We start from the raw sequence: 26,349 nt of genomic DNA, 5'->3' as shown, positions 1-26,349 counted from the left end.
GATGGATTTAGCGTGATGCTAATTTATTTATTAAAACGACTTGGGCTTTTTTTGCCAACTTTATTAATTATCTTGACGATTAATTTTTTAATTGTACAAACTGCGCCAACTAGACCTTTGCAAACCAAATTAGAGGCTATTAAAACTGAACAAACTGATTTTTTACAAAATCATCAAAAAATAACTACTAAAAATGACTTACCTATAGAATTTTTAAATCAACTCAATCATCAATTTGGATTTGATAAACCACTGCATGAACGTTATTTTTTGATGTTAAGAGATTACGCTAGATTTGACTTGGGCGATTCTTTTTTTAAAGGTCAATCAGTCAGTCAATTAATTGCACAAAAATTACCCATTAGCCTATTATTTGGCGGACTCTCTTTAATGGTTATGTACGGTTTAGGAGTTTTTTTTGGAGTTCTTAAAGCTTATTTTGATGGTTTGTTTTTTGATAAAGTAACGGCAATTATACTGGCATTTTTTTATGCGATTCCAACATTTGTATTGGCATTAGCACTCATAGTGGTTTTTGCTGGCTTTCGTTTTTGGCATATTTTTCCTATGCAAGCAGTTTTACCTGATGATTTTAGAAGTTTATCATTTTTTCTTCAAATAAAGACAATCATTTATTATTTTACCTTGCCAGTCATTGCAAGTTCGTTATCAGGGATGGCAAGCATTGCTTATTTAACTAAATTTAGTTTAATGACTGAAAAACATTCAGCTTACTCGCGTCTTGCAACTGCTCAAGGATTGGGGAAATGGCAAATATTTTATCACCATTTAATAAAAAATGCGTCTTTACCAATTTTGGCAGAAATGCCAATGACCGTGGCGGGCGTGTTATTCTCGGGTAATTTTTTAGTGGAGGTAATTTTTGGTATTGATGGCATTGGTAGGTTGGCTTATGAAGCAGCAATGATGAAAGATTATCCAGTTATGTTTGGCATACTTTATGTATTTACGTTGTTTGGTATGGCAGTTCAGTTAATTTTTGATATATTGTATCATCAAATAGACCCTAAGGTGGATTATCGTTAATGTTTGGCTTGCGCGTGTTTTGGCAAAGATTTAGACAACAAAAACTAGCATCTTTTGCACTATTATTGTGCTTTGTAATTGTCATCATTAGTTTATGTTCGCCATTGATTGCTAATGATAAACCACTTTTGATTGTTTACAAAGATAAAGTTTATTTACCTATTATTTATAATTATCCTGAAACTGCGTTTGGCGGCGTCTTCGAAACTCAAGCCGATTATCAAGACCCTTATCTAATGCAATTGATTCACAATCATGGCTGGGCAATCATGCCAGTTGTGCCTTATGGTGAAAATAGTTTGGTGTTAAATGCAAATGAGCTGCCTCAAGCCCCTAATCATCAGAATATTCTTGGAGTTGATGCAAATGGCTATGATGTACTGGCACGAGTTTTGTATGGATTAAGAATCTCTTTGATATTCGCCTTATCGCTAACAATTTTCGGCTCAATTTTAGGCGTTGCTTTTGGGGCAGTTTTGGGCTATTTTGGCGGTTTGATTGATTTGTTAGGGCAGCGATTTTTGGAAATTTGGATTAGTCTGCCGCAGCTGTTTATTTTAATGATACTAAGTAGCATGTTTGAACCATCGGCTGTTCTTTTATTTTTTATTATGCTACTCTTTTCTTGGCTGCCTTTAGTGGCGGTGATGCGAGTGTATTTTTTTAAAACTAGAACCAAAGGTTTTGTATTAACAGCTAAAAATTTGGGCGTACCAACTTATAAAATTATTTTTCGTCATCTTTTGCCTAAGGGTTTAATATTGACTTTGGCGCAACTGCCTTTTATGATTGCGATGAATATGACAGCTTTAACGACACTGGATTTTTTGGGTTTTGGACTGCCTTTTGGTCAAGCAAGTTTAGGGGAATTGTTGTATCAAGCAAAAAATCATCTGCAAGCTCCCCATTTGGCTATTGTTTCGGTTTTTGTGTTGGGATTTCTTTTGACATTATTGATTTTTGTTGGTGAAGGCATGATGCGAGCGTTGGAAGTTAAAGATGGTAGAAACGTTACTTGATGTTCAAAATCTAAGCATTTATACTCAAAAACCAATTGTAGAAAACCTAACATTTACACTTTGCGCAGGCGAGATGCTGGCTGTTATCGGACGTTCAGGCAGCGGAAAAACATTGGTGATGACGAGTTTTTTGGGGTTAAATGAACAGATTAAAATCACTGGAGATATCTATCTACAAAAAACCAAACTTCCCATTCACAGCACACAAACAAAAGATTGGCAACAGATACGTGGTAAAAAGATTGCGTATATTTTTCAAGATCCAAAACAAACATTAAATCCACTACATACCATCAAAAAAGCATTTTGGGTTATTTTTAAACAAATTAATGTTCCAAAAAGACAGCGTTTAGAATACATTCATCAACTGCTTGCTCAGGTAGGGCTCTTTGTTCCTTTAAATCGTTATCCTCATCAATTATCAGGTGGCGAAGCTCAAAGACTGGCAATCGCTTTAGCATTGGCATTTAACCCTGTCCTGATAATTGCTGATGAGCCAACCAGCAGTTTGGATGATAAACACAGTCAAGATATTTTAACGTTATTTCAAAAACTTGCAAATGATGGGCGTACAGTTGTGATTATTAGTCATCAGACGCAGTATTTGCAAAACTTCCATCAGATTTTATGGTTAAAAGATAATGCATTTATTTTAGGAAATTATAATTACATTTTACAGCAATTACCTCAAATAGATTTTGGAATGCCGTCATCATGGCGCAATGACAACGATATTGTTTTGCAAATCCAAAATTTAACATTAGGGTATAAAAAACCATGGCAGGGCAGACAACCGCCAATTATACAAAATTTTTCTTTAAATATACAGCACCAGCAAATTGTGGGATTGGCTGGAAATTCAGGAGCTGGTAAAAGTAGCATTGCCAAAGCAATAACCCGTCTGGATGATGATTTATGGATAAAAGGCGATATTTTTTTGTTACAAGATAAACGATACATTTGTTTAACAAAACTTTCAAAGCAAAAAATGAGCGTATGCCGTCCAAAAATTATTTGGGTTATGCAAGACATTACTGACAGTTTAAATCCAAACTTACTTATTTATCACAGTATTTTTGAAAGTTTTTTTGCTAAAAATTTGCCTTTTGAGCGTGAAGAGCTTGACGAATTTTTTGATTTACTGGGTTTGTCAAAAACAGTACTTTGGCGTTATCCACATCAATTATCAGGCGGTGAACAATCAAGAGTTGTGTTGCTGCGAGCGTTATTTTCTGAACCGAGCCTATTAATATTAGACGAACCAACGGCGATGCTGGATAATCAAACCACGCTTCAGGTCATAAATTTATTAAAAACCATCAATCAAAAACTAAAAATTGCAATGCTTATTATCAGTCATGACACAAAAATGCTGACCGCAATGTGTCATAAGATTGTTTATATTCAAATACAATAAAAAAGCCAGACAAGCTGGCTTTTGAGTTTATAAACCTAAATTAGAATTGATAGGTAAGGGCAACGGCGTAGTTACGACCAGGTGCGGTATAACGATTAAATCCATAACCAGATTTTCCACGACCGGTGTCGACCATGTTGTTGGTGTTGAGTTCGCTTGCTACAAACTGGCGTAATGTCTCCCAAGGAATGTATTTTTCATCAAGAATATTATACACACCCGCATTTAAAATCCAGTTATTATCGCGACCAAATTTTCTGCTGCCAAAAATATCAAACAATACAACCGATTTACTTAGATGAGAATGCTTGAAAGTTTCGACTACTTCATTGTAACTTGTTGATTCTGAAACGATTGTTTTAGAATCAGAGCAAATATCATAATATTTTTCATACCATGAACAATCTGGTCTGTATTTAGGATTGGGTGTAGGGCCAAAAGTGGTTACTTCTTCAATTCCTAACACTTTGGTCTCGTTTGCTCTTTTACGATGTGAAAAGTTGATACGAGTGCCAACATGCCATTTGCCATCAGCAGATTCATAATCACCGCCCAAAATCAAACTTCTTGGCACCGCCGCTAAGGTATTGATGGTTAACGTTTCATTTTTATCGGTAACGATTTTAGCCTTGTCTTTTGATGTATGAAAATCCGCAAAAACGTTTAATTTTCCACCCAGTTTCAGTGCGTTTGATAAATCTGCCTTTACGCCAAGTTTTAATCCGTGTACTGTTGCAGTGTCTAAATTGACAGATTGTAAACATAAACTTACCCCTGTTCTTGTACAACCATTAGTATCGCCTTCCCAGTAACGGGTATGGATAAAATCATTGTATTTGGTGATATAACCACCAGCAGTTAATAAAAGATTGTCTTTAACATTCCAGTTAAATTCTAATTCTTGGTTTAATGACGTTTCAGGTTTTAGTTGATAGTTAGGTACTTGTCTAGCGCCGAATCCTTGAAAGTTACTATAAATCTGAGTAACCGTTGGCGCCAAAAAGCCTGTACCTACTTTATAGCGCGCTGTTAATTTTTCAGGAATGATGGCGTAATTAAGTGCTGCACTCCAAGTAACATGATTAAATTTGGTTTTGGATAAACCTTCTCCCTTACGATGAAGCTCACAAAATAGCGTATTATTATAAGAATTTTTACACGGCTTAATACTTTCATCTTTTTCACTGATGCCAAAAACATCATCTTGGAAATAAGGCGAATAGCGAAAACTATCATAACGCAATCCAAGACTGCCCTGTAGACGCTGTGATAAATAAATATCATCAGTCAAGGTTAAATTAAAATTGTGTTTTTTAGCATCTGGGAAGGCATATTGCAAATATTGTCCAAACTTACCAAAGTAACTTGCAGAAGTCGTATAATCTTGTTTTGCATAACTGCTACGCACTCCAAACGTATGGTCGCCAAATTTATTTAATAAAATAGGCAAAGTTTTAAGCTGCACAGTAAATTGGTCAGTTTTGGTCTCAGTTGGACGATATTCTTTGTTACTAAACTCAATAGATTCAACTTGTTCTGTTGAGTTGTTAATTTTACGGTCATAAAGCCAAGTATCTGCCAACCCAAACACTTTATTATGAGTATAGTTAGCATCAACCATTTCAAGCCATGGCATATTTTCAGGTGTAAAGCGGTAGCTTACCCCATAACTTTGCATTTTTTCTTTGTCATGAGCCATACGCATACCATTGGTAGTTAAGCGAATGCCAGTAGATTGCATGGATTGAGCGTTCATATCATTGGTTTGTTTTTGATACATACCATGAATGCCAAGTCGGTGTTGGCTGTTTAGATTGTAGTAGAGCTTTGCAATGGCGCTATCGCGTTTAAAATTTAAAGGATTGGGGTATATTAAACTTTTGACAGTGTCAGTGGTTCCAGACATGGGCATTTCTTCAGCACTAAAAACATAGCCTGGATCAACTTTTGCCTTGTTGGCTTTTTTCATGTCATGGTTTTTGGTTTCATGACCTTCACGATGGGCATAATTTACCAAAAACTCCCATTTATCAAAATTGCCCGCCAAGCCAACCGCTTGCATCCATTCTTCATTTTTATTGGTGTAACCAGTTTTAACATAGCCACCCAGCTTATTGCCAGACCGAATCAGACTTTTTGGGTCTTTGGTGTTGTAGGTAACAGAGCCACCAACTGCTCCTGAACCATTTAATAAGCTATCTGAGCCAGCATGGATTCGGACGCTTTGCATCATTTCTATATCTGGATTAAAGCGACCCTCATACATGTATCCATAGGGTGAAAAAATCTCATTGGCTTCGGCTTCGGGCAAAGAAACGCCATCGATGTTCATATTGACACGGTTACCGTCTACGCCACGCACTGCAAAGCCTTTATTTCCAGAGCGGTTTCCTCCACCATAAGAAACACTAACTTCAGTATTATAACGTACTAAGTCCGAGGAGCTTTGTACCATTTGTTGATTTAATTCTTTGCGATTGACGATTTTTTCGCCAACTTCTTCCTTGGCTTTTCCGCTCACATTTACGGTGATGGTTTCTAAAGTTACCGTTGGTTCAGATTGCTCATCCGCTTGAGCTTGTTGAAGCATAATTGAGGGAACTAAAAAGGCGAGTAACGCTTTTTTGGTTTTAAGTGTATTTTTGATATTAAACATAATCAAACCACATAAATAAACGAAAGTTACACATCAACTGCATCAAAAATATATTTTGACACAAATTAGCAATAATTCGCGCAAATTATAAGATAGTTTATAATTATTGTAAATAAGAATTATTATTTTTTTATTTCTTAGAATGGATTTAAATCGCTCTCAAATCAGCTGGAATGGTAAAACTTTAGTAGTTGCAAGTCAGAAATTGACTGTACGCCGATGACTGCTGATACATTTTGTTGATTGTTTCCCTTATTGATTAGCTGCCAATCACCAAGCACTAAACGCCGTTTATTTTTAAAATTATGGCAGGCGGGTCTATGGGTATGTCCATGAATCAAAATGTCGCAGGTAGTCAGTGCTGATAAAACCGCTTTTTGGTTTACATCGGTAATTGAATTGGGTTTTTTGGTTTTTTGGTTATAAGACTGTTTTTTGATATTACAAGCAAGTTTTCGGCGAAAGGATAATGGAAGATGTAACAAAATAAAACTGATTAAAGGATTTTGAATCACTTTACGGTAGCGCTGATAAGAAATATCGTCTGTGCATAATAAATCACCATGTTCAAGCCTGATGGTATCAATAAATGCATCACGGATATAGTAGGGCTGACTGACCAGTTTGGCATTAAATACATCGCAAAATCGCTGACGTATTGCAAAATCACGATTACCATGCATGATGATAATCTGGCTTTTTTGACTAAGCTGAGAGAGTTTGTAAATAATTGGTGTTAGCCAATGTAGCTGTTTTTGGGTGTTTGTTAAGTTAAGATAATCATCATCGCCAATCCAGCCATCCAGCCAATCTCCTAAAATATACAAATATTTTAGATGTTCTAGATGAATTAATTTATCTAATAAAGAAATAAATGCTTGATTGAGTAAAATAGTATCACAGGACAAATGAAGGTCAGAAATAAAAACCGCACGGATATCATGCGGTTTTTTTAATAGCCATTCGTCAAAAGTTTGTGTGATTTTGTGCATGAGTACAGACTATTTTTGAATTACTTTAGCAGAATTAATCACAATAGGCGTAGTTGGAACATCAGCGTGATAGCCATAACGACCCGTTGGCACGCCCTTAATTTGATTTACAACATCCATGCCGTCAATGACTTTGCCAAAAACAGCATATCCCCAACCTTGTGGGTTCGGACTGGAATAATTTAAAAAATCATTATTCTTAACATTAATAAAAAATTGAGCAGTCGCTGAGTGGGGGTCTGACGTGCGCGCCATGGCAATGGTACCAACATCATTCTTTAAACCGTTATCTGCTTCGTTTTTAATTGGCGTGCCAGTGCGTTTTTCGTTCATATTGGCGTCCATACCGCCACCTTGAATCATAAAACCATCAATAACACGATGGAATATTGTGCCATCATAATGACCAGATTCCACATAATCAATAAAGTTTGCAACAGTAACAGGGGCAGCCTGTTCATTTAACTCTAAAGTAATAGTACCCATGTTGGTATCAAATTGAACAATAGGCATATCCATGACATGCTCCTTAAATAAATAAAAATAACTCTTAATTATAACATAAATCAAAAAATAAAAAACATATAATTTTTAATATTAATTTATTTAACATAATCCATTTTAAAAAAGAAAAAATAAAAAAATAAAACAGGAATAAGAAAAAAATCAAAATAGAAAATAAAATATAAAAAAACCATATCTATGTTAAAATAAACAATTCAATTACACTAATCACAACTGGAGAAAACATGAACGAAATTAAAAAAAATGACTTTATTCGAGCTATTATCCGCGATGACTTACAAACTAAAAAACACGAAACTATATTAACTCGTTTTCCTCCAGAACCTAACGGATTTTTACATATCGGGCATGTAAAATCTATTTGTCTTAACTTTGGTATTGCTAAAGAGTTTAATGGTGCGTGTAACTTACGATTTGATGACACCAATCCAACCGCAGAAAAACAAGACTACGTAGATAATATTAAAGCCGATGTAGAATGGTTGGGTTTTAAATGGAAGGGTGATGCACGTTATGCCTCTGACTATTTTGATAACTTATATAATTGGGCGATACAACTTATCAAACAAGGCGATGCCTACGTAGATTTTCAAACACCTGAAGAAATTCGCGAAAACCGAGGTGGATTTGGAAAACCAAGCATTGAATCACCTCAGCGAAATAACAGTGTTGAAGAAAACCTAATGCATTTTTTAGATATGAAAAACGGCAAATATAAGGAAGGTGAGGCTGTTTTACGTGCTAAAATTGATATGAATCACCCTAATATGAATATGAGAGACCCAGTTATTTATCGGGTAATGCATGCTATCCACCATCAAACGGGCGATACTTGGTGCATTTATCCTATGTACGATTATGCACACCCATTATCCGATGCTATTGAAGGCATTACGCATTCTCTTTGCACCTTGGAGTTTGAAGACCACCGCCCCTTTTACGATTGGGTTATTGAAAAAATTGGTTTTGAAAATCCTCCTCATCAATATGAATTTAGTCGCCTAAACCTTGACCATACTTTAACCAGTAAACGTAAATTAAAGCGCCTAGTAGAAATGGGGGTCGTATGTGGTTGGGATGACCCAAGAATGCCGACTATTGCTGGCATGAGAAGACGAGGCTATCCTGCCGAAGGTTTGCGCGATTTTTGCGAACGTATTGGCATTAGTAAAGCTGATGGGGTGGTTGATTTTCGTCAATTGGAATTTAGCGTTAGAAATCATTTAGAGCAAACAGCAACACGCGCGATGGCGGTTTTACGTCCTTTAAAAGTCACAATCACCAACTTTAATGACGCTGTTGCAAAATTTAATGAATATAAAAACCCAAAAACCATCGCCAGACTAGAAAATAATGTTTTATGGATTCAACAAGCAAAACATCCAAATCTTGATTTGGGTATGCGTGAAATTCCTTTTACTAAAACTATTTTTATTGATAAAAGTGATTTTGAGATTAATCCACCAGAAGGTTATAAACGTCTTACACCAGAAAATAATGAAATCCGCTTGCGTAACAGTTATGTTTTAAAAGTTGAAGAATATAAATTGGACAATAATGGCAACGTTTACGAATTAGTTGCAAGCATCGATGAAAAAACACTTGGCAACAATCCAGAAGGGCGCAAAGTAAAAGGTGTAATTCATTGGGTATCCGCAGAATTGGGCGTGCCTGCAGTTGTAAGAATGTATGAACACTTACTTTTAGAAGATGATGAAATTTTAAATCCACCAACTGATGATAGTGATGAAGCGTGGATTCGTGCCCATATTAACCCAAATTCATTAACCATTTATCAAGCAATTGTTGAACCAAGTCTACAAAATGCTCAAAAAGGTGAACGTTTTCAATTCGAAAGAGAAAGTTATTTTGTTGCTGATTTGGTAGAATTTGCAGAAGAAAATCTGGTTTTTAATCAAATTGTCAGTTTAAAAGACAGTTTTAAACCTCAATAGATGTTATCAAGATGATAAAAATCAATTTTTAACTTGAAATTACAAGTTAGCTGCCTTATATTAACTTGGCAAGCCTAGCTTGTAATTATTCATCATTCTCATTTATTTAAAGGATATATTATGTCTTATACTTTACCAGAACTTGGTTATAGTTATGATGCTTTAGAGCCACATTTTGACAAAGAAACTATGGAAATTCACCACTCTCGCCATCATCAAGCTTATGTTAATAACGCCAATGCAGCGCTAGCAAATTTACCTGAATGGGCTGATAAATCAGCTGAAGAATTGATTGCTAACTTGGATAAAATCCCTGAAGCAAGTCGCACAGCGCTACGTAATAATGCTGGTGGACACGCTAATCACAGCTTATTTTGGACTGTATTAAAAACTGGTACAACGCTTGGCGGCACCTTAAAAGATGCTATTGTACGTGATTTTGGTTCAGTTGAAGCATTTCAAGAACAATTTGAAAAAGCGGCTGCTACTCGCTTTGGTTCTGGTTGGGCATGGCTTGTAAAACAAGGTGATAAATTGGCAGTTGTTTCTACAGCAAACCAAGACAGTCCACTTATGGGTGTGGCGGTTGCAGGTTGTGAAGGCACGCCTATTATTGGTCTAGATGTCTGGGAGCATGCCTATTATTTAAAATATCAAAACAAACGCCCTGATTATATTAAGGCGTTTTGGAATGTTGTAAACTGGGACGAAGCTCAAAGACGTTTTAATGAAGCATGATTTATTTCATTTGATAAAGCTTTCAAAAGCACCTTTTTTGAGGTGCTTTTGTTATTTAATGTTTTAAGTTTAAATTATCTAAAATCAACTGTCAAAAACCTAAAATCGACCTTTAACCTTGTTTTGTTCTTTAATATAATTATGATTGATTATTCATCATAATTTTTTTAAATTTGGATTGAGAGTAAACAATAATGCAAACTATTGATGAAAAAGAAGTTGAAGATAAATTAAAAGAGCAGTTTGAGGCAGCGGCAAAAAATTTTGATAACACAATTAACATTGCCATTGTAGGTCGTGTTAGTACTGGTAAAAGTTCGTTATTAAATGCCTTCTTTAAACGTAAAAAAGGTGATGAATTAGCACCTGTAGGGGCAATATCAGGTGTTACTAAAACAACTAAAGCGTTTCGATTGAGTAAAAATGTTACTGTCATTGACTCACCAGGCTTAGGTGATATCAATAGTGATAATAGCGAAGTTACTAAACAAGCGATCAGTAATGGATTTGATGTAGGTATTTTGGTAGTATCAGGTTCTGCTGATTCATCCCAAAAACAGCATTATGAAGAATTAAAAAAAGGTTGCAAAAAGGTATTTGTTGTACTGAATAAAATTGATGAATATGATAATAAGAAAGCAGCTTTAGAAAGCGTTTGTCAACAGTGGCATGAAGTATTAGGTCTAAAGGACGATGAGCAAATTTTTAAAACTTGTACTGATGGATACGACCCTCAGTCAGATGCTGATGCTCAGCTCAATATACGAGGTGTTGATGAATTAAGAAAAGAGGTTCTTGATTTTCTTGAAAGATGTAACAAAGACTTGTTGGTAAGAAAATTGATAGAGAAAAAATCCACAATGGCTAAACGAGCTATTTATACCTGTATGATTGCTGTTGCTGGGTTTGCTTTTCTTCCAGGCAGTGCCATTCCTATTACGGCGGCTCAAGGGACGGCCATTATGACTATCCATTACATTTACACAAATGAAATTATCAGCAAAAATCATGTTTTGGCTGCCATTCCTTTATTTGCTAGTCAAAGTGTTGGATCAAGTGCATTTTTATTTGTTAAATCATTCTTGCCACCAACTGGTGTTGTCGATGTTGTTGCCGCTGGGGTAGCCGTATCAGTTACGCTTGCCATGCTTAGTACTGTTAATTGGATGTATGAAAACGGCTATAATTTTGATAATAAACAAGAAGTTAAAGAACAATATAAGAAATTCTATCAATTACTTAAAGAAATTGGACTAAAAGATATATTTAATACAGTTAAATCAGGAGATAAAACAGCTATCATGGCGTTAATTGGTAAATTTGTTAAGGATTAATTACTTCATTTGGATAATAAACTGATTTGAGCATATAATTGCTCAATCAGTTTATCTTTTTGCTCTATTATTTCAGTTTTATGTTGTAATTGTAAGGTTAGTTTTTCTATTTGAAAATCACGTTCATTATGCGTATTATAATAATTCAAATTACTGTAATTACCACTGCCATCACCGCTGATTAACCAAATTAAGCCTTGCTTATCAAGTGATAATAAATCAGCAATATTTACCTGAAAAACTTCAGCGATTTTCGTTAGTTTATCCAGGTGCAATCGACTTTCTCCTCTTTCTAATTTAGCATAACTAGTTAAAGACATATGTAGCTTATCAGCAACATATTCTTGAGTCCAATTATTGATTTCTCGCATCATACGAATTTTGTCATTAACATTCATGAATTATCTCATGTAATAATATTACAGTAAAATTTAAAAACACGGAACTATTTCATTGATATTGGTATTAGTATTAATTAAAAAAAATTATAAAATTGTAATAAGAATACAAAAAAACGCAAGCTAGGCTTGCGATTTAATTTAAAGTTTGTTTAAGGTGCATCAACACGTTCAATTATAACATTTCCTGTGCCTTTTTGGGTAATGCCAATGGCTTTGGCTGCACCGTAAGACAAATCAACAACGCGATTGCCATGGAACGGACCACGGTCGTTTACTTTTACGACGACAGATTTTCCATTGTCTTTATTGGTAACTTTGATATAGCAATTCATTGGCAAAGTACGATGTGCGGCAGTTAAGCCATTCATATCAAATGTATCACCACTGGCAGTTTTGCGCCCATGAAATTGGCGACCATACCAAGATGCTGTACCATTTTGTTTAAATTTACTAACTGTATTGGAAGCAACCGAGCTTAATTTGCCCAGCACGTTTTTTTCTTCTTTTTTATTAGAAACTTTTGGTTGATTAACCAAAGTACTGTTTAGTGCTAATGAAGTGGGCTGGCGAGCACTTTTTATAAGACTTGACGAATTGTTATGCTGATGAGTAAGTTCATCAAGTACTTTGTCAATATTAGCGTCTTTAACTGTTTCAGCAGCTGCTGATGTGTAAAATCCTCCAAATGCCATCGCGCCTGCTAATAATAAGTGTGAGCCATATTTGGTTTTCATGGTAATTACCTCTTAGTTAAAGCACAAACTCAAAGCTAAACCAACAAACTCTTGAGCGGTCATAAATGACTGTGTGCTGTACAAAATTTGTTCATTTTGAACAGTGAATAAGTAACGAACTATTTATACCAAATTCAAAAATAAAAAACAACAACTGCAACAAGCAGATACGATTTTTATTTTAAACCTTATCATCAAAGAAACGTAAATACAAAAAAATGACAATCGAAATTTGGTAATAAAATAAACATTGCAGATATTATGCCGTCTTTATTGGCAATCGTTAAAAAACATCCATTAAGATTAAAACAATTACCTAACAACAACTTATCTATAACTCTATGTTACCACTTTTTATAAAAAATACAATAAAAAACACCCCAACAGCAGTGAGGTGATAATTAACGGTACTTATTGATTGTATTTTATACAAATAAATCACTATGTGTAAATAATGCAATCTGAATAATATAAATCAATAATTAGAATTCGATTGATGTGTATGAATGCAGGTCAATAAACCAAAAGCTGCCATTAAGGTAATCACGGCCGTGCCGCCATAGCTGACAAAAGGAAGTGGAACACCAACAACGGGTAAAATTCCGCCTACCATGCCCATATTGACAAAAATATACACAAAAAACGATAACGTTAAAGCGCCTGCCAATAAACGGCAATAGGCATCAGGATTGACAAAAGCAATATAAAATGAACGCATCAATAAACAACAATAAAAAAATAACAATAGCAGCACGCCTGCCAAACCAAACTCTTCACTAAAAGCGGCAATGATAAAATCAGTATGACCTTCGGGCAAAAAATGTAAATGAGACTGAGTGCCTTCCAAATAACCCTTACCAGTTAAACCGCCAGAACCAATTGCTGTTTGAGATTGAATGATGTTCCAGCCTTTATTTAAAGCATCAGCTTCTGGATTAAAAAGAGTAATGACTCGAGTTTTTTGGTAATCGTGCATCAAAAATGTCCACATGACCCATAAAAAAGGAATCAAAGCCGCAATAGCTCCCCCAATCATCCACCAAGGTAATCCTGCCAAAAAAAGCACAAATAAACCACTTGCCGCCACCAAAATAGACGTGCCCAAATCAGGTTCTTTAGCAATTAAAAGCACAGGAATAACAATGATAACCAAAGTAGTTAAGACCGTTTTGATGTTAGGCGGCAACTCTTTTTTAGATAAATACCAAGCACACATCATAGGCATGCCTAGTTTCATAAATTCGGATGGCTGAACACTACCAAAACCTGGTATTTTAATCCATCTTTGCGCTCCCATACGTACTTCGCCAATAATTTCAACCAAAATCAGCAATATCAATCCAAACACATAAAAAATAGGCGTTAAAGTACGGTAAACATTGGGGGAAACTTGAGCCATTGCCATCATAATTCCAAAAGCAATGCCGTAACTGACCATCTGCCTAATCACCATATCCAAATCTTGAGTTGAAGCGCTATATAACACCGTCAAACCAATAAAACAGATACTGAGTAATAATAACAAAAGCCAAGGGTCAATATGCAAACGTTGCCAAATGTTAGGTTCTAAATCACGACTGACAAAATGGGAACTTTGGCGAGAAAACCGATATTGATGATTCATCAAATATTCCTTTTTGGTTGAAACTTCACCCTTTTGAGTGATAGAATCAAGATGTATAAAAAAGGTTTATTGCTTTTTTAGATGCTTGATGTGTTTTTATGTTTATGTAGTCAAAACCATTAAAACAGTCAACCCATCAATAAAAAACTGGGTTAAATTATGTTATAATATAACATTAATAGTGTCTAGCACCATTAGCTTGATAATTTTAATCCAAATTATCAAATTTTAATAGTGTCAATTTAAATCCAAAATTAATGGTAAGTTTTATGATAAACAATTTTTCGAATGATGTTGTGGTCAAATGCATTAAGGTTTCCTTATTTGCTCTGTCTTTATCTGCCGTTAGTGCAAATGCTGGTTTTTTATCCAAATTATTTGGCAATCACGACAATAAAACCAGCCAAGAAACCGCCAAGCCTGACCAAACTACTGAAACCAATCGTCGTGTAATTGTACGTACGGATACGGGCTATGGCGTAGTGTCTGGCGATGCTAATGTGAATTTAGACAATCATCATGGGCATGATCATAATTTTGGGGCTGAGCGTAATGTAGGAACAGAAGCTGATTACCAACGCTGGTTAAATCAAAACCCATCCAACCGGGTAAGTGCAACCAATTACGAAAATTTTCTCGTTCAGCAACTTGGCAAAGGTAGAGTTCCGCCCATGCGAGAGCTTTTAACAACCGCGCGGTCTTGGCAAAAATGCGGTTATGAACCTTATCAAGTTCCGCCTATGGATTTATGGGACAAAATGGTGCCAACCATTCGTTTATATAACGAATTGCGGGAAAAAAATATTTTACCGCCCCAAACTCAAATTCGCTCCGTATATAGAAGCCCACAATTAAATCAATGTGCAGGCGGAGCGCCAAGCAGTAAACATATGACCAATGGGGCAATGGACATTTGGATTCCTGATTATGAAATGGGAAGCTGGCAATTTAATAATGCGCAAAATAAATTATGTCAATTTTGGATAGACAATGGTAAAGCGCATAATTTTGGACTTGGGTTATATAGCACAGGCGCTATTCATTTAGACACTCAAGGCTACCGTAAATGGGGCGGGCAATATTCTCAAACAGGCTCACCTTGTCGTTATATTCCACCCAAAGCTGAAAGTTTATATATTGATGGGCAGGGTTGGGTAGAATAATTCAAAAACTAAACCAAAATTCAAATAAGGTTGAAATAAAAAAGATGGAAAAACATCATTCCATCTTTTTTTGATGAACGGTTACTCAATTTCTCCTAAAAATCCACCACTTTGTCTTGCCCAAAGACTGGCATAAACACCGCCTTGTTGAATTAGCTGTTCGTGGCTGCCCATTTCAATAATTTGCCCTTTATCCATGACCACAAGTTTATCTAAGCTGGCAATTGTCGATAAACGATGAGCGATGGCGATGACTGTTTTTCCAGCCATCATATTATCTAAACTTTGGGTAATGGCATATTCTACTTCACTATCTAGTGCCGAGGTTGCTTCATCAAGCAGCAAAATAGGAGCATTTTTAAGAATCACGCGCGCAATCGCAATACGCTGACGTTGCCCACCCGATAATTTTACACCACGCTCTCCAACTTCCGTATCAAGACCTGTATTGCCATTTTTATCTTGTAAAGTTTGAATAAATTCCCATGCATGCGCAGCTTTGGCGGCATTGATAATTTCTTCGTCAGTGGCATCAGGGCGACCATAAGCGATGTTTTCGCGAACCGTGCGATGCAGTAGGGCGGTATCTTGAGTTACCATGCCAATATTTTCACGAAGTGAATTTTGGGTAACTTGGCTAATATCTTGATTATCAATCAAAATTTTTCCATCACTGACATCATAAAATCTTAACAATAAATTGACTAAACTGGATTTTCCCGCGCCACTTTTACCCACCAAACCAATTTTCTCGCCTGCTTTGATGGTTAAATTAAAGTGATTAAAAAGCAGAATTTTATCATTACCTTGACCATAATTAAACGCCACATCATCAAAGCAAATTTCTCCTTGATTGATCAGCAGTTCTGAAGCGTTTTCTTTATCAGTAATCGCATGGGGCGTGGTTAAGGTTTTCATACCATCTTGAACGGTGCCGATATGCTCAAATAATCCTGCCATCTCCCACATAATCCACTGAATCATACCTTTTAAGCGTAAGGCAATCCCACTGGCAACGGCAATTGCGCCAACTGTAGTTTTTCCAATAAGCCATAAATAAACACCAATGGCAGTGCTACCAACAATCATCACCAAAGACATAAATTCTGTTGTTGTTCCCAAAATGGACACCCAGCGCATCTGGTCATGGACAGTATCCATAAATTCATTCATGGCAGATTTAGCGTAGGCAAGTTCTCTGCTAGAATGACTAAACAGTTTTACAGCTCCAATATTGGCATAAGCATCGGTGATGCGCCCAGTCATCAAAGCTCGAGCATTGGCTTGGCGGCTGGCAGAGCGTTTTAAACGTGGCAAAAAAAACTTCATAATCACAACTGTACATAAAAGCCACGCTAAAAATGGTAAAAATAACCAAAAGTCTAATTTTAAAAGAATAGCTCCACTAGTAATTAAATAAGCCGATACAAATGCTACCATCTGTGTGATCGTCATCATGGTATCACGAACAGCAAGGGCGGTTTGCATTACCTTTGCTGAAACTCGACCCGAGAACTCATCTTGATAAAACTGCATGGACTGCCCGAGCATGTGCTTATGAAACCACCAACGAAGTCGCATCGGTAAAACACCTTGCAATACTTGAAATTGAATTAAATTGCTGATAAATTCACCAAAGATGGATAAAACACACAATCCTAAAATAAATGCAATGGTTTGACCTTTTTCTTGCATTAGTGTCGCTGGTGTGTAGGTGGTTAACCAATCTACAACATCACCAACCCATGCAAATAACAATGAGCCAAAAACGCCTAAAGCAATGGATAATAATGCTCTTAAAAAAATCCAGCCTCTGGCTCCTTGACTACATGCCCATAAAAAAGCAAATAGTCCTTGATTTTTTGGAATAGGTAGATTAATTTTTGGATAAGGATTTAAACGATTTTCAAAGAAGGTAAAAATGGACATAAGCTATGATTATATTTTAAAAATGGATTAAGTATTTTTATTTAATGATAAATTAGATTTTTTATTTCACCATACCATGTGGATGATGATAAAATACTCGATTTAATATAAGTTAGTTTATGGATATTTGATTTTAATAATATTTCATTATACTCTTGATTTATAAATTCTTTATCTATTTTAGAAAATAATAGATGTGGTAAAGTATCATCAATTATTAATAAATTTGCATCTTTAATATATTCTTTTAATAATAGATCAAACATAATTTGAAAGAAAAAATAATGAGTAATATTATTTTGATTTTTCCAAAAATTTAAAAGTAATTGTAAGCAATCTTTTGTTATATTATTACTTTTTCTCGAAACGATAAAACTATTTAAAACATTAATATGGTGGTCGTTACTCCATTCAAAATAATTGGCATTAATACTTCTCCAAAAATCTCTATTTTGACAATTAAAATCTCTCTGAAACATAAAAAAATCTTGATTTAATATTCTATCATCAATTTGATTGGTTAGCAAAACGGTTGCATCAATCCAAATTCCACCATACAGATACAATAAAGTTAGGCGTAATAAATCAGCAAAAAACGCATGTTTAAATTGATGATTCTTTCTTTTTTTCCATATAAAATCCGGAAATTCTATATAATCAGCAACTGTTTCATCATCCAAGCGGATGATTACATAATCATTTTTAAATTTATCTACTGAATCAAAGCAAGTTTGTACAATTTCTGGAATATTGTTATTTATTCCCTGCCCCCAATACTGCCAAATAATTTTTTGAGTTGGAAAATTTTTTTTTGATTTTATGGTTATTTCTGGTAAATCATTATTAAAATAAAGTTTAGCTAATGCTTTCCAACATCCATATAAATGTTTTTGCTGACATACGTCAGCATTTTTTTCCATTAATAATCGCTTTTCTTTAGGAATAAAAATATGGTAAAAGTTTTTGATTATTTTTTGTTTATAGAATTTTATCTTTTCTAATTCCTTGGTTTCTTTTTCAAAATCATTAATTATTATGGATAATTCTTTGATATTTTTTTCTTTAATAGCATACATAAAAAATTCACTATATTAACCAATCTTTTATCTTTTGTAATAACGATATTTTTGAATATTTATCATATTTTTTAAATAATGAAAACCATTGCTCTTTTCCTAAATAATTTATCTGAAATCAATACTCTGAGATAGAAATATTTTATATATCCTATATTTTATATTAAATATATTATTAACAATGCGAATTAGCTCTCTTTTTATCTTTTTCGTTCTCTCTAATTTTTGTTTCTTCTCAAATTTTTCCTTTCGATTTTTCTCAAATCTTTCCCTTCGACTTTTCTCTAGATCACTATTATAAACTTTATAATCGTTGTTACTGTGGTTTTTTATTAAAAATAGTCTATCTGATTGCACGCAAAAAGCAGGAGTTATTTGATAAATATTTGCCAATCCTTTTTTGATAAAAACCTCAAATAACAAGTGATCAACAGGAACCAATTTTGCTGATTTAGATAAAAAATTTAATAAATTAAAGCAAGTATCTTTATTGATAATATAACCTGCCGAGCCAAATTGTATATCCATTGCTTTTTTTAGTTTTCTATCATCTAGAGTTGGTATAAAATTATGCTGCATAACAACAATTGGCTCAAAGATTTCCAATCTAACAATACCAATATTTTTTGGTATCCACTCTTTTTTTGTTAAGAATAAATTAGCATTTTCACCCAAGTAAACATCATCTTCAAAAACTGCGATATAATCCAAATCTTCATCAATACATTTTTTCCATAATTGTACATGGCTAAACAAGCATGCCAATTCTCCTTGTGTTAAATCTGCTCTCATAATATCTATCGAAAACTCCTCAGCCATTCTAGAAACTTGAGGTGGAGTAACGGCATCAAAAAATTTAAAATCAATACCTTGTTTACCAAATTCTTGTCTAATATGTTTGCGTCTTTCTATTGCGGATTCTAAACTAATGACATAACTTTGAATCATACAAACTCCATGATGGACACTGATTAAATTTATAACAATACTTGTTGTATTTAAAAAACAATCATTAATCACCAAAACTTTAATCTTTGCCATAAATTTTTTGGTGGATTAGAGACGCTATTATGTCCAATATGATAACAGATTCCATTTTGCGAATAAGCCATATAATACCCCTCTTTTCGTAAAAAACGTGAAATATGACGTTCTTTTTTAAATTGAGAGAAAGGGGCAAACTGCTCCCATAAAGATTTTCTAGCTAAATGTGGATTAAACGAATAACCATGCCATTGTTGATGCAATTTATTCATTTTAACATAATCACCGATTTTGGTATCTATTTTTTCAATCTTTTGTTTAGATTGTTCATCATAGATAAAATCATCAATTTTTCTAAAACCAACACAACTGATTTTATTATTTTCTTGCAATAATGAAATAGCATTATTTAGATTTGGGGCATCATCAAAGAACCAATCATCTTCGCTATGAAAAATATAATCCGTTTTCACATGATTATACATGTAATCAACCGCTTTATGATGACCAATATTTTTATGAAGATTAATGAGTTTTCCCTTTGGACAACAATCTAAAAATACTTCATCGGTTTGCTGATCACCAAAATCATTAATAGCGATAATTGCTTGAAAATCTAGATGAGACAAAAGGCTTTTCAGACTTTGCTCTAATTCCAGTGGTCTTTTTCCGATAGTTAAACAAAGAGTAATATTTTCTAGATCATTCATTTGATTCTTTTCCTATTTTATCATTTATGATAAGTTAAGATATCATTAATAAAAGGTAACTCTAGTTCGAAGAAGTTTACCCAATGTCTTTCGAAAAAGATTGGATAATTCTCCTGCTATCTTATCTAACAATGGGCGCTTTTGTTTATTTTGTTTACGCAATAAACGAGATTCTTCTATGCTGCTAGGCATATTATTTTGGTTTGGATATAAGATGAATTCTTGAGCAACAATAGCTGGAATCATCTGATAAATAGGTGAACTGGATTTATAATACAAATATTGCTCAAACATCATATGGTCAATTGGCAATAATTTCTCTTCCGGAAAGGATTTTACATAATTTAATAAGGATATAGCTGCTTTTTGGCTGATAATATATCCTGCTGTGCCCAAATGAGGTTCCTTTAACTCTCTAATTTTTCGATTATTTGGCAAATCTATTGAATTAAAAGCCAATTTTCTTTCTTGTAAAAAAGTTTCTGTTTTGATAAAATCAAATTGATTATTAGTCAGCCAATTATGATCCATAAAAAAACTATTGGCATCTTTCCCTAAGTAAACATCATCTTCAAAAACTGCAATGTAATCTAATTTTTTGTCAATACATTTTTTCCACAAACATAAATGACTGAGAAAACAGGCTTTTTCTCCATCAGATAATTGAGAATTTTCCAAAGAAATAGATAGTTCATTACAGGCTCTTTCTATTGTCTCTAATGTAATTGCATCAAAAAAATCAAATAAAATATGATGCTTAGAAAACTCTTGAGTGATATGTTCTCTTCTTTTATAAGAATTTTTTACACTAATTACATAATTATGCATATGTTTCTCATATTCCAATTTAAAAATCTGTTTTGTTGACTGAAATATATCTTTTTTCTCCCAAATAATTAGCATATATTGTGCGGAATGCTAATAAAATTTGAGCTAGAACACGATTCTTTTTTAAGTTTATTTTTTGTAATATGCTTAACTTAATGTTTTGTGTATTTTTTATATTCCCAATCATTGAATGAAAAGCATAATCTGAAAATGGTATATCATACCAGGAACATCTATCACTTTGTATTACTACTGCAGGTTCTATTTGATAACAATGCATGTTTGGACAATTGTGAATAATCGCATCAGCAAGCCATATTTGCTTTGATAGTTGTTCTAGCAGTTTTTTGGCGCCAGATGGATATAAAACATAACCAGCAGCACCACTTTTATCCAAAAATAGTTCATATAATTGATATTTTTTTTCTAACAAATCCATGTTTTTTTGTTTGCTAACTATTTTTTTTCTTCCATGGACTTCCAAGTTGATTAAATCAATTTTATTAAAATGAATATTTTCTAGCTCAGATAATAATAACTTAAAATCACCAGCAATCACAGCATCGTCTTCTAAAATGACGCATGGAGTTTTATGATCAAAAACATATTGCCATGCTTTTTTATGACTTAACAAACAGGCTAATTCTGTTTGCTTCATCAATCTTTGACTTGTTTTTAGACTTTTTTGATAAAATTTTTCAGAAATTTGCTGAACTGAAACTGCCTCTAAGCGCTCAAATTCCAAATTTAATTTTTTAAATTGCTTCAATTGCGTTTGCAGTCTGTCACAAGATTGTGATAAATTAATGAGAAGAATTTTTATCATGATGATTTTTTAAATTATAGTGCCATAAAAGCAAATATTTATTAAAAGTATAATATGTAAAGATTAAAGAATAAATTAAGCCATAACGACCCTGTAAAAATCTACCATCAAGCCAATATTGACGAAAAAATTGCCAAAGAGGATTTAATATTATTTTTGTAAAATTTGTTTTTTTGCCTTGTTCATATTTTTCTTTAGCCCAAATTTCAGCATAATTCAAACGTTTTTTTAATAAAAATTGCGGGTCTGGCGCAGTATGGTGATATAAAAATCCTTTCAATATTTTTAAAGTTGCTGTTCTAACATCCAAAGACTCATGGACAGTTAATTTATTAAATTGATATTTTTTAGGGTATAATCGCCAGTATGATTTTACGCCCCAATAAGCATTATCAATTTGATAATTAAAAATAAAATCAAGACGCTTTGTTCCATAAACTATATCTTCTGGTTTGGTTTGAATAACGTTTAAAATGCTTCTTTTTAACTCAGGTGTGATTTCTTCGTCAGCATCAAGTGCTAAAATCCAATCACCTGTTGCATAATTTTGAGCAATTTGACGCTGTTTTCCGAAACCTTGCCAATCAGTATTAACAAACCACTTTGCTCCATAACGCTCAGCAATTTCGCGACTATTATCTGTACTACCAGAGTCCAAAATAATAATTTCATCAGCCAAACCCCTTAAGGGCGGTAATGATATTGCTAAATTTTTAGCTTCATTCTTAACAATCATAACCACGGATAGGCGGTAAGTACCATTCATTGCCAAGCCTCCCTTATCCAATCGCTTGGTAAAACATGACGATACCATTTTCCACCACCGCCTTTTATAGCATCAGGTGGGTTGATTTCACCATGAAAAATCACAATTTTTGCCCCAATGGGTTTTTTGGGCGGGATAAAATAAGCAAACGGAATTTTTTGAAGGCAGTGATATTTATAACTGACACACCAAGAGCTATCCCAATATTCTAAATGATGATATTTTCGTAAATAATTGGATAGAAATGCCTGTTCATGACGGACTTCATTACGGATTGTTTCAAAATTTTTTTCAAAATAGCTCAGCAAATCAGGGTATGTATTTTGTCCGAGCTTAAACCGATATACTGAACTGTTCCCCACCATCCGCCATGGTTTTTTCCAATCACGAATAATCATAACACCATCTTGATGTTTGGTTTGGTGGGTAAAAAAACAATCAATATTATCCACAATAACAATATCAATATCCAAAAATAATGCAGTGCCTTTTAAGCCATATAAATCAGGCTTAAAAGTAGTCAGTTTCTTCCAGCCACGTTCGGGTAGATTGGCGGGTAGATTGAATTCTGGGATTGGATAACACTTAATTTGTGGATAAATTCCCGTTTTATCATCAGTTAGACACACCATCTCAAAAGGCAAACTCAAATGCCGACTAACCATACGGTACAGGCGATTAACATATTCAGCAGAATATTTATTTCCCCATTTCATACAAAGAATATAGTTAGTTTCGGTCATGACTTGGCTCGGATGGTGTGTTGGATTTGTAATTTTTTACTTGGGTGTGAAGTTCATCAAATGGTAATAAGTAAGGATTTTCACCAAAAGGCGTGGTTTTAAAGCGCCGATAACTCCACATATAATGCTCAAAATGCTTTTCAATCATTGTTTGCATAGCATGATTTAAAGCAGTGGTAGCGATTATATCATTTTTATTATATAAATCTTTATCCTTTAAATCATAACAAAAAATTTCAAAACCTGATTGATGAGGTGATTTTATACAAGTTAATCCTACTAATGCACAGTTTGTTTTACTAGCAAGTTTGGTTGCAAGTGTGCCTGTCATAGTTGGAATGCCAAAAAAAGGTACAATTTCGCCACCATTTTTATCTGGAACATGGTCTGGTAATAAAACACTAAAACCTTTATTTTTTAAGGTTTTAAAAATAGCCTTGACACCGCTTCCATCGGTTGGTACCAATGTTGCATTTAGTTTCTCGCGACCTTGGAGAACAATTTTATCTAATTTGGAATTGCCTGATGGTTTATACATGATGGTTAAATCGCCAAATCTACTTACCCAAGCATTCATCATTTCCCAAGTACCAATATGGGGAACAATAATCAACATGCCATTAGGGCAAGCCAAACCTTTTTGTAAAATTTCACCATGGTGAATGGTATTTATTTGAGCAATTGACCAATCAGGCGACATTACCCAACTTTTAGCACTGTATAAGGTGCTAGCAAGCTGATTTTGAAGAATGATTTTAGCGAGTTTTTTTCGTTCTTCGGCTGATTTAAAAGGTTGAACCAGCATTAAATTGGTACAAATTCCCCGATAAATACTAGCATTGGTAAGTATTGCAAAAAATGAAACCACTTGCGCCAATATCCACAAAACAGACATTGGCACAAATTTTAAAATAAAAAACATCAAACCAACTTTATATTAAGATTGAGGTTTTTCTTTTTCGCGTACACGAATGCCCAAATCACGAAGCTGTTTGCTGTCTACTGCTGCAGGCGCATCGGTTAATGGACATTCAGCGGTTTTAGTTTTTGGAAAAGCAATCACTTCACGGATGGAGTTTGCACCAACCATCAACATAATCAATCGATCAAGTCCAAATGCTAGACCGCCATGTGGAGGGGCGCCATATTTTAAAGCGTTTAATAAGAAACTAAATTTTTCTTCAGCTTCTGTTTCAGAAATGCCTAAAGCTTCAAATACCGCCTTTTGCATATCCAAAGTATTGATACGTAGCGAACCGCCACCAATTTCAGTGCCATTAAGTACCATATCATAGGCAATAGAAAGAGCAGTTTCTGGACTGTTTTTCATTTCATCAACTGTGTCTTTAGGGCGTGTAAATGGATGGTGTACGGACGTCCATTTACCATCTTCAGTTTCCTCAAACATCGGAAAATCAACAACCCAAAGTGGCGCCCATTGACAAATCAGCATATCTAAGTCTGTGCCAATTTTAACACGTAATGCACCCATAGCATCATTGACGATTTTAGCTTTATCAGCGCCAAAGAAAATAATATCGCCATTTTGAGCATTGGTGCGATTGATAAGCTCAAGCAAAACATCATCCGTCATATTTTTAATGATTGGCGATTGCAATCCTGATTCTTTATCTACACCATTATTGATTTTGCTTACATCATTAACTTTAATGTATGCCAAACCTTTTGCTCCATAAATACCAACAAATTTAGTGTATTCATCGATTTGTTTACGGCTCATCTCACCGCCATTTGGAATGCGTAGAGCAACAACGCGACCTTTGGGGTCTTGAGCAGGGGTGCTAAACACTTTAAATTCCACATTTTTCATGATGTCTGCAACATCAATCAATTTTAACGGAATGCGCAAATCAGGTTTGTCAGATGCATAATCGCGCATTGCATCGTTATATGTCATGCGTGGAAAGGTATCAAATTCAACGTTTAACATCGTTTTAAACAATTGTTTGGTCAAACCTTCGGCAATATCCATAATCTCGTCATCGGATAAAAATGACGTTTCAATATCTACTTGGGTAAATTCAGGTTGACGGTCAGCACGTAGGTCTTCATCGCGGAAACATTTAGCAATTTGGTAATAACGATCAAACCCTGCAACCATTAATAATTGTTTAAATAACTGAGGTGATTGGGGTAGGGCAAAAAATTCACCTTGATGGGTTCGTGATGGCACCAAGTAATCTCTAGCACCTTCAGGGGTTGCTCGGGTCAAGACAGGAGTTTCAACGTCTAAAAATCCATGTTCATCTAAATAACGGCGAATGACAGAAGTTGCCTTGGCACGAAACTTCATGCGCTCTTGCATCTCTGGACGACGCATGTCCAAAAAGCGGTATTTTAGGCGCAGCTCTTCAGATATATTGGTAAACTCATCATTTAGCTGAAATGGTGGTGTCTCAGATTTGGCAAGCTGTTCAATTTTTTTACCTAATAATTCTACATTACCACTTGTCATATTGGGGTTTTCAGTACCTGCATATCTGGCGCGTACACGACCAGTAATTTTTAGCAAAAATTCAGAACGAGCGGCGTTGGCGATTGCAAAAGCCTCAGGCGTATCTGGGTCAATCACAACCTGCAACAAACCTTCTCTATCTCTTAAATCTAAAAAAATAACCCCGCCATGGTCTCTACGACGATGAACCCAGCCTGCCACGGTAATAGTTTGGTCAATTAATGTCTCATTGACAAGTCCACAATAATGACTACGCATCATAATTTTGCCTTATGATTAAAATGATAATAATAAAATATGGTTAAACTGCACATTATGCCTGTTAATGTGTCATGGCGCAAGATTTCAACGAAAATTTTTATGTTTTTTATGTTTTTAATTACCCTTTGTAAGCCATTGACTTTTT

21 protein-coding genes and 2 pseudogenes are annotated in these 26,349 nt (G+C 34.5%); 7 read left to right on the top strand and 16 right to left on the bottom strand.

What is annotated here, in order from left to right; genetic code table 11:
- Positions 1-15: 15 nt before the first annotated feature.
- Genes ACZBKJ_RS00970 through ACZBKJ_RS00960 form a run of 3 tightly spaced genes read left to right on the top strand, consistent with a single transcriptional unit; the run spans position 16 to position 3,483 of the window.
- Positions 16-1,047 carry an ABC transporter permease subunit gene (locus ACZBKJ_RS00970; protein ID WP_463199025.1) on the top strand — a complete coding sequence of 344 codons (1,032 nt, stop codon included), beginning with the start codon at positions 16-18 and terminating at the stop codon, positions 1,045-1,047.
- Positions 1,047-2,066, top strand: coding sequence for an ABC transporter permease subunit (locus ACZBKJ_RS00965; protein ID WP_463199024.1), 1,020 nt, complete (start codon positions 1,047-1,049; stop codon positions 2,064-2,066). The genes ACZBKJ_RS00970 and ACZBKJ_RS00965 overlap by 1 nt, the downstream gene beginning before the upstream one ends.
- Entirely contained in the window at positions 2,047-3,483 is a 1,437-nt protein-coding gene (locus ACZBKJ_RS00960; protein WP_463199023.1) for an ABC transporter ATP-binding protein, read from the top strand. Before ACZBKJ_RS00965 ends, ACZBKJ_RS00960 begins: the two co-directional genes overlap by 20 nt.
- A 40-nt stretch (positions 3,484-3,523) precedes the next feature.
- Here the strand turns inward: ACZBKJ_RS00960 and ACZBKJ_RS00955 are convergent, their stop codons facing one another.
- From ACZBKJ_RS00955 to ACZBKJ_RS00945, 3 genes are all read right to left on the bottom strand, one after another.
- Positions 3,524-6,139, bottom strand: a complete 2,616-nt coding sequence (locus ACZBKJ_RS00955; protein WP_463199022.1) for a TonB-dependent hemoglobin/transferrin/lactoferrin family receptor — start codon at positions 6,137-6,139, stop codon at positions 3,524-3,526.
- Positions 6,140-6,303: 164 nt separating this feature from the next.
- Positions 6,304-7,131, bottom strand: coding sequence for a UDP-2,3-diacylglucosamine diphosphatase (locus tag ACZBKJ_RS00950; RefSeq protein WP_463199021.1), 828 nt, complete (start codon positions 7,129-7,131; stop codon positions 6,304-6,306).
- Between the two features lie 9 nt (positions 7,132-7,140).
- Complete coding sequence (locus ACZBKJ_RS00945; protein WP_463199019.1) at positions 7,141-7,650, bottom strand: peptidylprolyl isomerase; 510 nt, start codon at positions 7,648-7,650, stop codon at positions 7,141-7,143.
- Between the two features lie 230 nt (positions 7,651-7,880).
- Here ACZBKJ_RS00945 and ACZBKJ_RS00940 point away from each other — a divergent pair, with 230 nt between their 5' ends.
- The 3 genes from ACZBKJ_RS00940 (at position 7,881) to ACZBKJ_RS00930 (ending at position 11,683) form a co-directional block, all read left to right on the top strand.
- Positions 7,881-9,611 carry a glutamine--tRNA ligase/YqeY domain fusion protein gene (locus ACZBKJ_RS00940; RefSeq protein ID WP_463199018.1) on the top strand — a complete coding sequence of 577 codons (1,731 nt, stop codon included), beginning with the start codon at positions 7,881-7,883 and terminating at the stop codon, positions 9,609-9,611.
- 120 nt (positions 9,612-9,731) lie between these two features.
- Positions 9,732-10,349: a superoxide dismutase [Mn] gene (sodA, locus tag ACZBKJ_RS00935; RefSeq protein ID WP_463199017.1), complete on the top strand. Its 618-nt coding sequence runs from the start codon at positions 9,732-9,734 to the stop codon at positions 10,347-10,349.
- 194 nt (positions 10,350-10,543) lie between these two features.
- Positions 10,544-11,683: a GTPase gene (locus tag ACZBKJ_RS00930; RefSeq protein WP_463199016.1), complete on the top strand. Its 1,140-nt coding sequence runs from the start codon at positions 10,544-10,546 to the stop codon at positions 11,681-11,683.
- A gap of 5 nt (positions 11,684-11,688) precedes the next feature.
- Here ACZBKJ_RS00930 and ACZBKJ_RS00925 read toward each other — a convergent pair whose 3' ends face one another.
- From ACZBKJ_RS00925 to rodA, 3 genes and pseudogenes are all read right to left on the bottom strand, one after another.
- Entirely contained in the window at positions 11,689-12,081 is a 393-nt protein-coding gene (locus ACZBKJ_RS00925) for a helix-turn-helix domain-containing protein (RefSeq protein WP_463199015.1), read from the bottom strand.
- 152 nt (positions 12,082-12,233) lie between these two features.
- Positions 12,234-12,587 (bottom strand): annotated as a pseudogene (locus tag ACZBKJ_RS00920) (septal ring lytic transglycosylase RlpA family protein); the annotation flags it as partial.
- 706 nt (positions 12,588-13,293) lie between these two features.
- Positions 13,294-14,442, bottom strand: a complete 1,149-nt coding sequence (gene rodA / locus ACZBKJ_RS00915; RefSeq protein WP_463199014.1) for a rod shape-determining protein RodA — start codon at positions 14,440-14,442, stop codon at positions 13,294-13,296.
- 269 nt (positions 14,443-14,711) lie between these two features.
- Between rodA and ACZBKJ_RS00910 the strand changes: the two genes are divergently transcribed.
- Complete coding sequence (locus ACZBKJ_RS00910) at positions 14,712-15,605, top strand: D-Ala-D-Ala carboxypeptidase family metallohydrolase (RefSeq protein ID WP_463199013.1); 894 nt, start codon at positions 14,712-14,714, stop codon at positions 15,603-15,605.
- A gap of 81 nt (positions 15,606-15,686) precedes the next feature.
- On the opposite strand, the gene ACZBKJ_RS00905 is transcribed toward ACZBKJ_RS00910, so the two are convergent.
- The 10 genes and pseudogenes from ACZBKJ_RS00905 to aspS form a co-directional block, all read right to left on the bottom strand.
- On the bottom strand, positions 15,687-17,534 hold the full coding sequence (locus tag ACZBKJ_RS00905) for an ABC transporter ATP-binding protein (protein WP_463199012.1): 1,848 nt from the start codon (positions 17,532-17,534) through the stop codon (positions 15,687-15,689).
- Between the two features lie 41 nt (positions 17,535-17,575).
- Complete coding sequence (locus ACZBKJ_RS00900; protein WP_463199010.1) at positions 17,576-18,610, bottom strand: capsular polysaccharide synthesis protein; 1,035 nt, start codon at positions 18,608-18,610, stop codon at positions 17,576-17,578.
- Positions 18,611-18,718: 108 nt separating this feature from the next.
- Positions 18,719-19,558, bottom strand: coding sequence for a glycosyltransferase family 25 protein (locus ACZBKJ_RS00895; RefSeq protein ID WP_463199009.1), 840 nt, complete (start codon positions 19,556-19,558; stop codon positions 18,719-18,721).
- A gap of 68 nt (positions 19,559-19,626) precedes the next feature.
- Positions 19,627-20,304, bottom strand: coding sequence for a glycosyltransferase (locus ACZBKJ_RS00890; RefSeq protein ID WP_463199008.1), 678 nt, complete (start codon positions 20,302-20,304; stop codon positions 19,627-19,629).
- Positions 20,305-20,349: 45 nt separating this feature from the next.
- On the bottom strand, positions 20,350-21,132 hold the full coding sequence (locus tag ACZBKJ_RS00885; protein ID WP_463199007.1) for a glycosyltransferase family 25 protein: 783 nt from the start codon (positions 21,130-21,132) through the stop codon (positions 20,350-20,352).
- 19 nt (positions 21,133-21,151) lie between these two features.
- The gene (locus ACZBKJ_RS00880; RefSeq protein WP_463199006.1) at positions 21,152-21,958 is read right to left on the bottom strand and encodes a glycosyltransferase family 25 protein; all 807 of its coding nucleotides are present in this window, start codon (positions 21,956-21,958) and stop codon (positions 21,152-21,154) included.
- A gap of 22 nt (positions 21,959-21,980) precedes the next feature.
- A pseudogene (locus tag ACZBKJ_RS00875) lies at positions 21,981-22,724 on the bottom strand (glycosyltransferase family 2 protein); the annotation flags it as partial.
- On the bottom strand, positions 22,721-23,467 hold the full coding sequence (locus ACZBKJ_RS00870) for a glycosyltransferase (RefSeq protein ID WP_463199005.1): 747 nt from the start codon (positions 23,465-23,467) through the stop codon (positions 22,721-22,723). The gene ACZBKJ_RS00870 and the pseudogene ACZBKJ_RS00875, both read right to left, overlap by 4 nt.
- Complete coding sequence (locus ACZBKJ_RS00865) at positions 23,454-24,389, bottom strand: lysophospholipid acyltransferase family protein (protein ID WP_463199004.1); 936 nt, start codon at positions 24,387-24,389, stop codon at positions 23,454-23,456. Before ACZBKJ_RS00865 ends, ACZBKJ_RS00870 begins: the two co-directional genes overlap by 14 nt.
- A 15-nt stretch (positions 24,390-24,404) precedes the next feature.
- Complete coding sequence (aspS, locus tag ACZBKJ_RS00860; RefSeq protein ID WP_463199003.1) at positions 24,405-26,204, bottom strand: aspartate--tRNA ligase; 1,800 nt, start codon at positions 26,202-26,204, stop codon at positions 24,405-24,407.
- Positions 26,205-26,349 lie beyond the last annotated feature (145 nt).

Source organism: Moraxella sp. I5G (assembly GCF_055193055.1).
This window is presented reverse-complemented; position numbering and strand designations above follow the sequence as displayed.

What these genes read in the sequence shown, in the direction of transcription:
- ACZBKJ_RS00970 (WP_463199025.1), top strand. Translation starts at nt 16, where the DNA reads ATGCTAATTTATTTATTAAAACGACTTGGGCTTTTTTTGCCAACTTTA.
- sodA (WP_463199017.1), top strand. Translation starts at nt 9,732, where the DNA reads ATGTCTTATACTTTACCAGAACTTGGTTATAGTTATGATGCTTTAGAG.
- ACZBKJ_RS00965 (WP_463199024.1), top strand. Translation starts at nt 1,047, where the DNA reads ATGTTTGGCTTGCGCGTGTTTTGGCAAAGATTTAGACAACAAAAACTA.
- ACZBKJ_RS00930 (WP_463199016.1), top strand. Translation starts at nt 10,544, where the DNA reads ATGCAAACTATTGATGAAAAAGAAGTTGAAGATAAATTAAAAGAGCAG.
- ACZBKJ_RS00900 (WP_463199010.1), bottom strand. Translation starts at nt 18,610, where the DNA reads ATGTATGCTATTAAAGAAAAAAATATCAAAGAATTATCCATAATAATT.
- ACZBKJ_RS00905 (WP_463199012.1), bottom strand. Translation starts at nt 17,534, where the DNA reads ATGTCCATTTTTACCTTCTTTGAAAATCGTTTAAATCCTTATCCAAAA.
- ACZBKJ_RS00910 (WP_463199013.1), top strand. Translation starts at nt 14,712, where the DNA reads ATGATAAACAATTTTTCGAATGATGTTGTGGTCAAATGCATTAAGGTT.
- aspS (WP_463199003.1), bottom strand. Translation starts at nt 26,204, where the DNA reads ATGATGCGTAGTCATTATTGTGGACTTGTCAATGAGACATTAATTGAC.
- ACZBKJ_RS00885 (WP_463199007.1), bottom strand. Translation starts at nt 21,132, where the DNA reads ATGCATAATTATGTAATTAGTGTAAAAAATTCTTATAAAAGAAGAGAA.
- ACZBKJ_RS00945 (WP_463199019.1), bottom strand. Translation starts at nt 7,650, where the DNA reads ATGGATATGCCTATTGTTCAATTTGATACCAACATGGGTACTATTACT.
- ACZBKJ_RS00940 (WP_463199018.1), top strand. Translation starts at nt 7,881, where the DNA reads ATGAACGAAATTAAAAAAAATGACTTTATTCGAGCTATTATCCGCGAT.
- ACZBKJ_RS00950 (WP_463199021.1), bottom strand. Translation starts at nt 7,131, where the DNA reads ATGCACAAAATCACACAAACTTTTGACGAATGGCTATTAAAAAAACCG.
- ACZBKJ_RS00925 (WP_463199015.1), bottom strand. Translation starts at nt 12,081, where the DNA reads ATGAATGTTAATGACAAAATTCGTATGATGCGAGAAATCAATAATTGG.
- rodA (WP_463199014.1), bottom strand. Translation starts at nt 14,442, where the DNA reads ATGAATCATCAATATCGGTTTTCTCGCCAAAGTTCCCATTTTGTCAGT.
- ACZBKJ_RS00865 (WP_463199004.1), bottom strand. Translation starts at nt 24,389, where the DNA reads ATGTTTTTTATTTTAAAATTTGTGCCAATGTCTGTTTTGTGGATATTG.
- ACZBKJ_RS00890 (WP_463199008.1), bottom strand. Translation starts at nt 20,304, where the DNA reads ATGAATGATCTAGAAAATATTACTCTTTGTTTAACTATCGGAAAAAGA.
- ACZBKJ_RS00895 (WP_463199009.1), bottom strand. Translation starts at nt 19,558, where the DNA reads ATGATTCAAAGTTATGTCATTAGTTTAGAATCCGCAATAGAAAGACGC.
- ACZBKJ_RS00880 (WP_463199006.1), bottom strand. Translation starts at nt 21,958, where the DNA reads ATGATAAAAATTCTTCTCATTAATTTATCACAATCTTGTGACAGACTG.
- ACZBKJ_RS00955 (WP_463199022.1), bottom strand. Translation starts at nt 6,139, where the DNA reads ATGTTTAATATCAAAAATACACTTAAAACCAAAAAAGCGTTACTCGCC.
- ACZBKJ_RS00870 (WP_463199005.1), bottom strand. Translation starts at nt 23,467, where the DNA reads ATGACCGAAACTAACTATATTCTTTGTATGAAATGGGGAAATAAATAT.
- ACZBKJ_RS00960 (WP_463199023.1), top strand. Translation starts at nt 2,047, where the DNA reads ATGGTAGAAACGTTACTTGATGTTCAAAATCTAAGCATTTATACTCAA.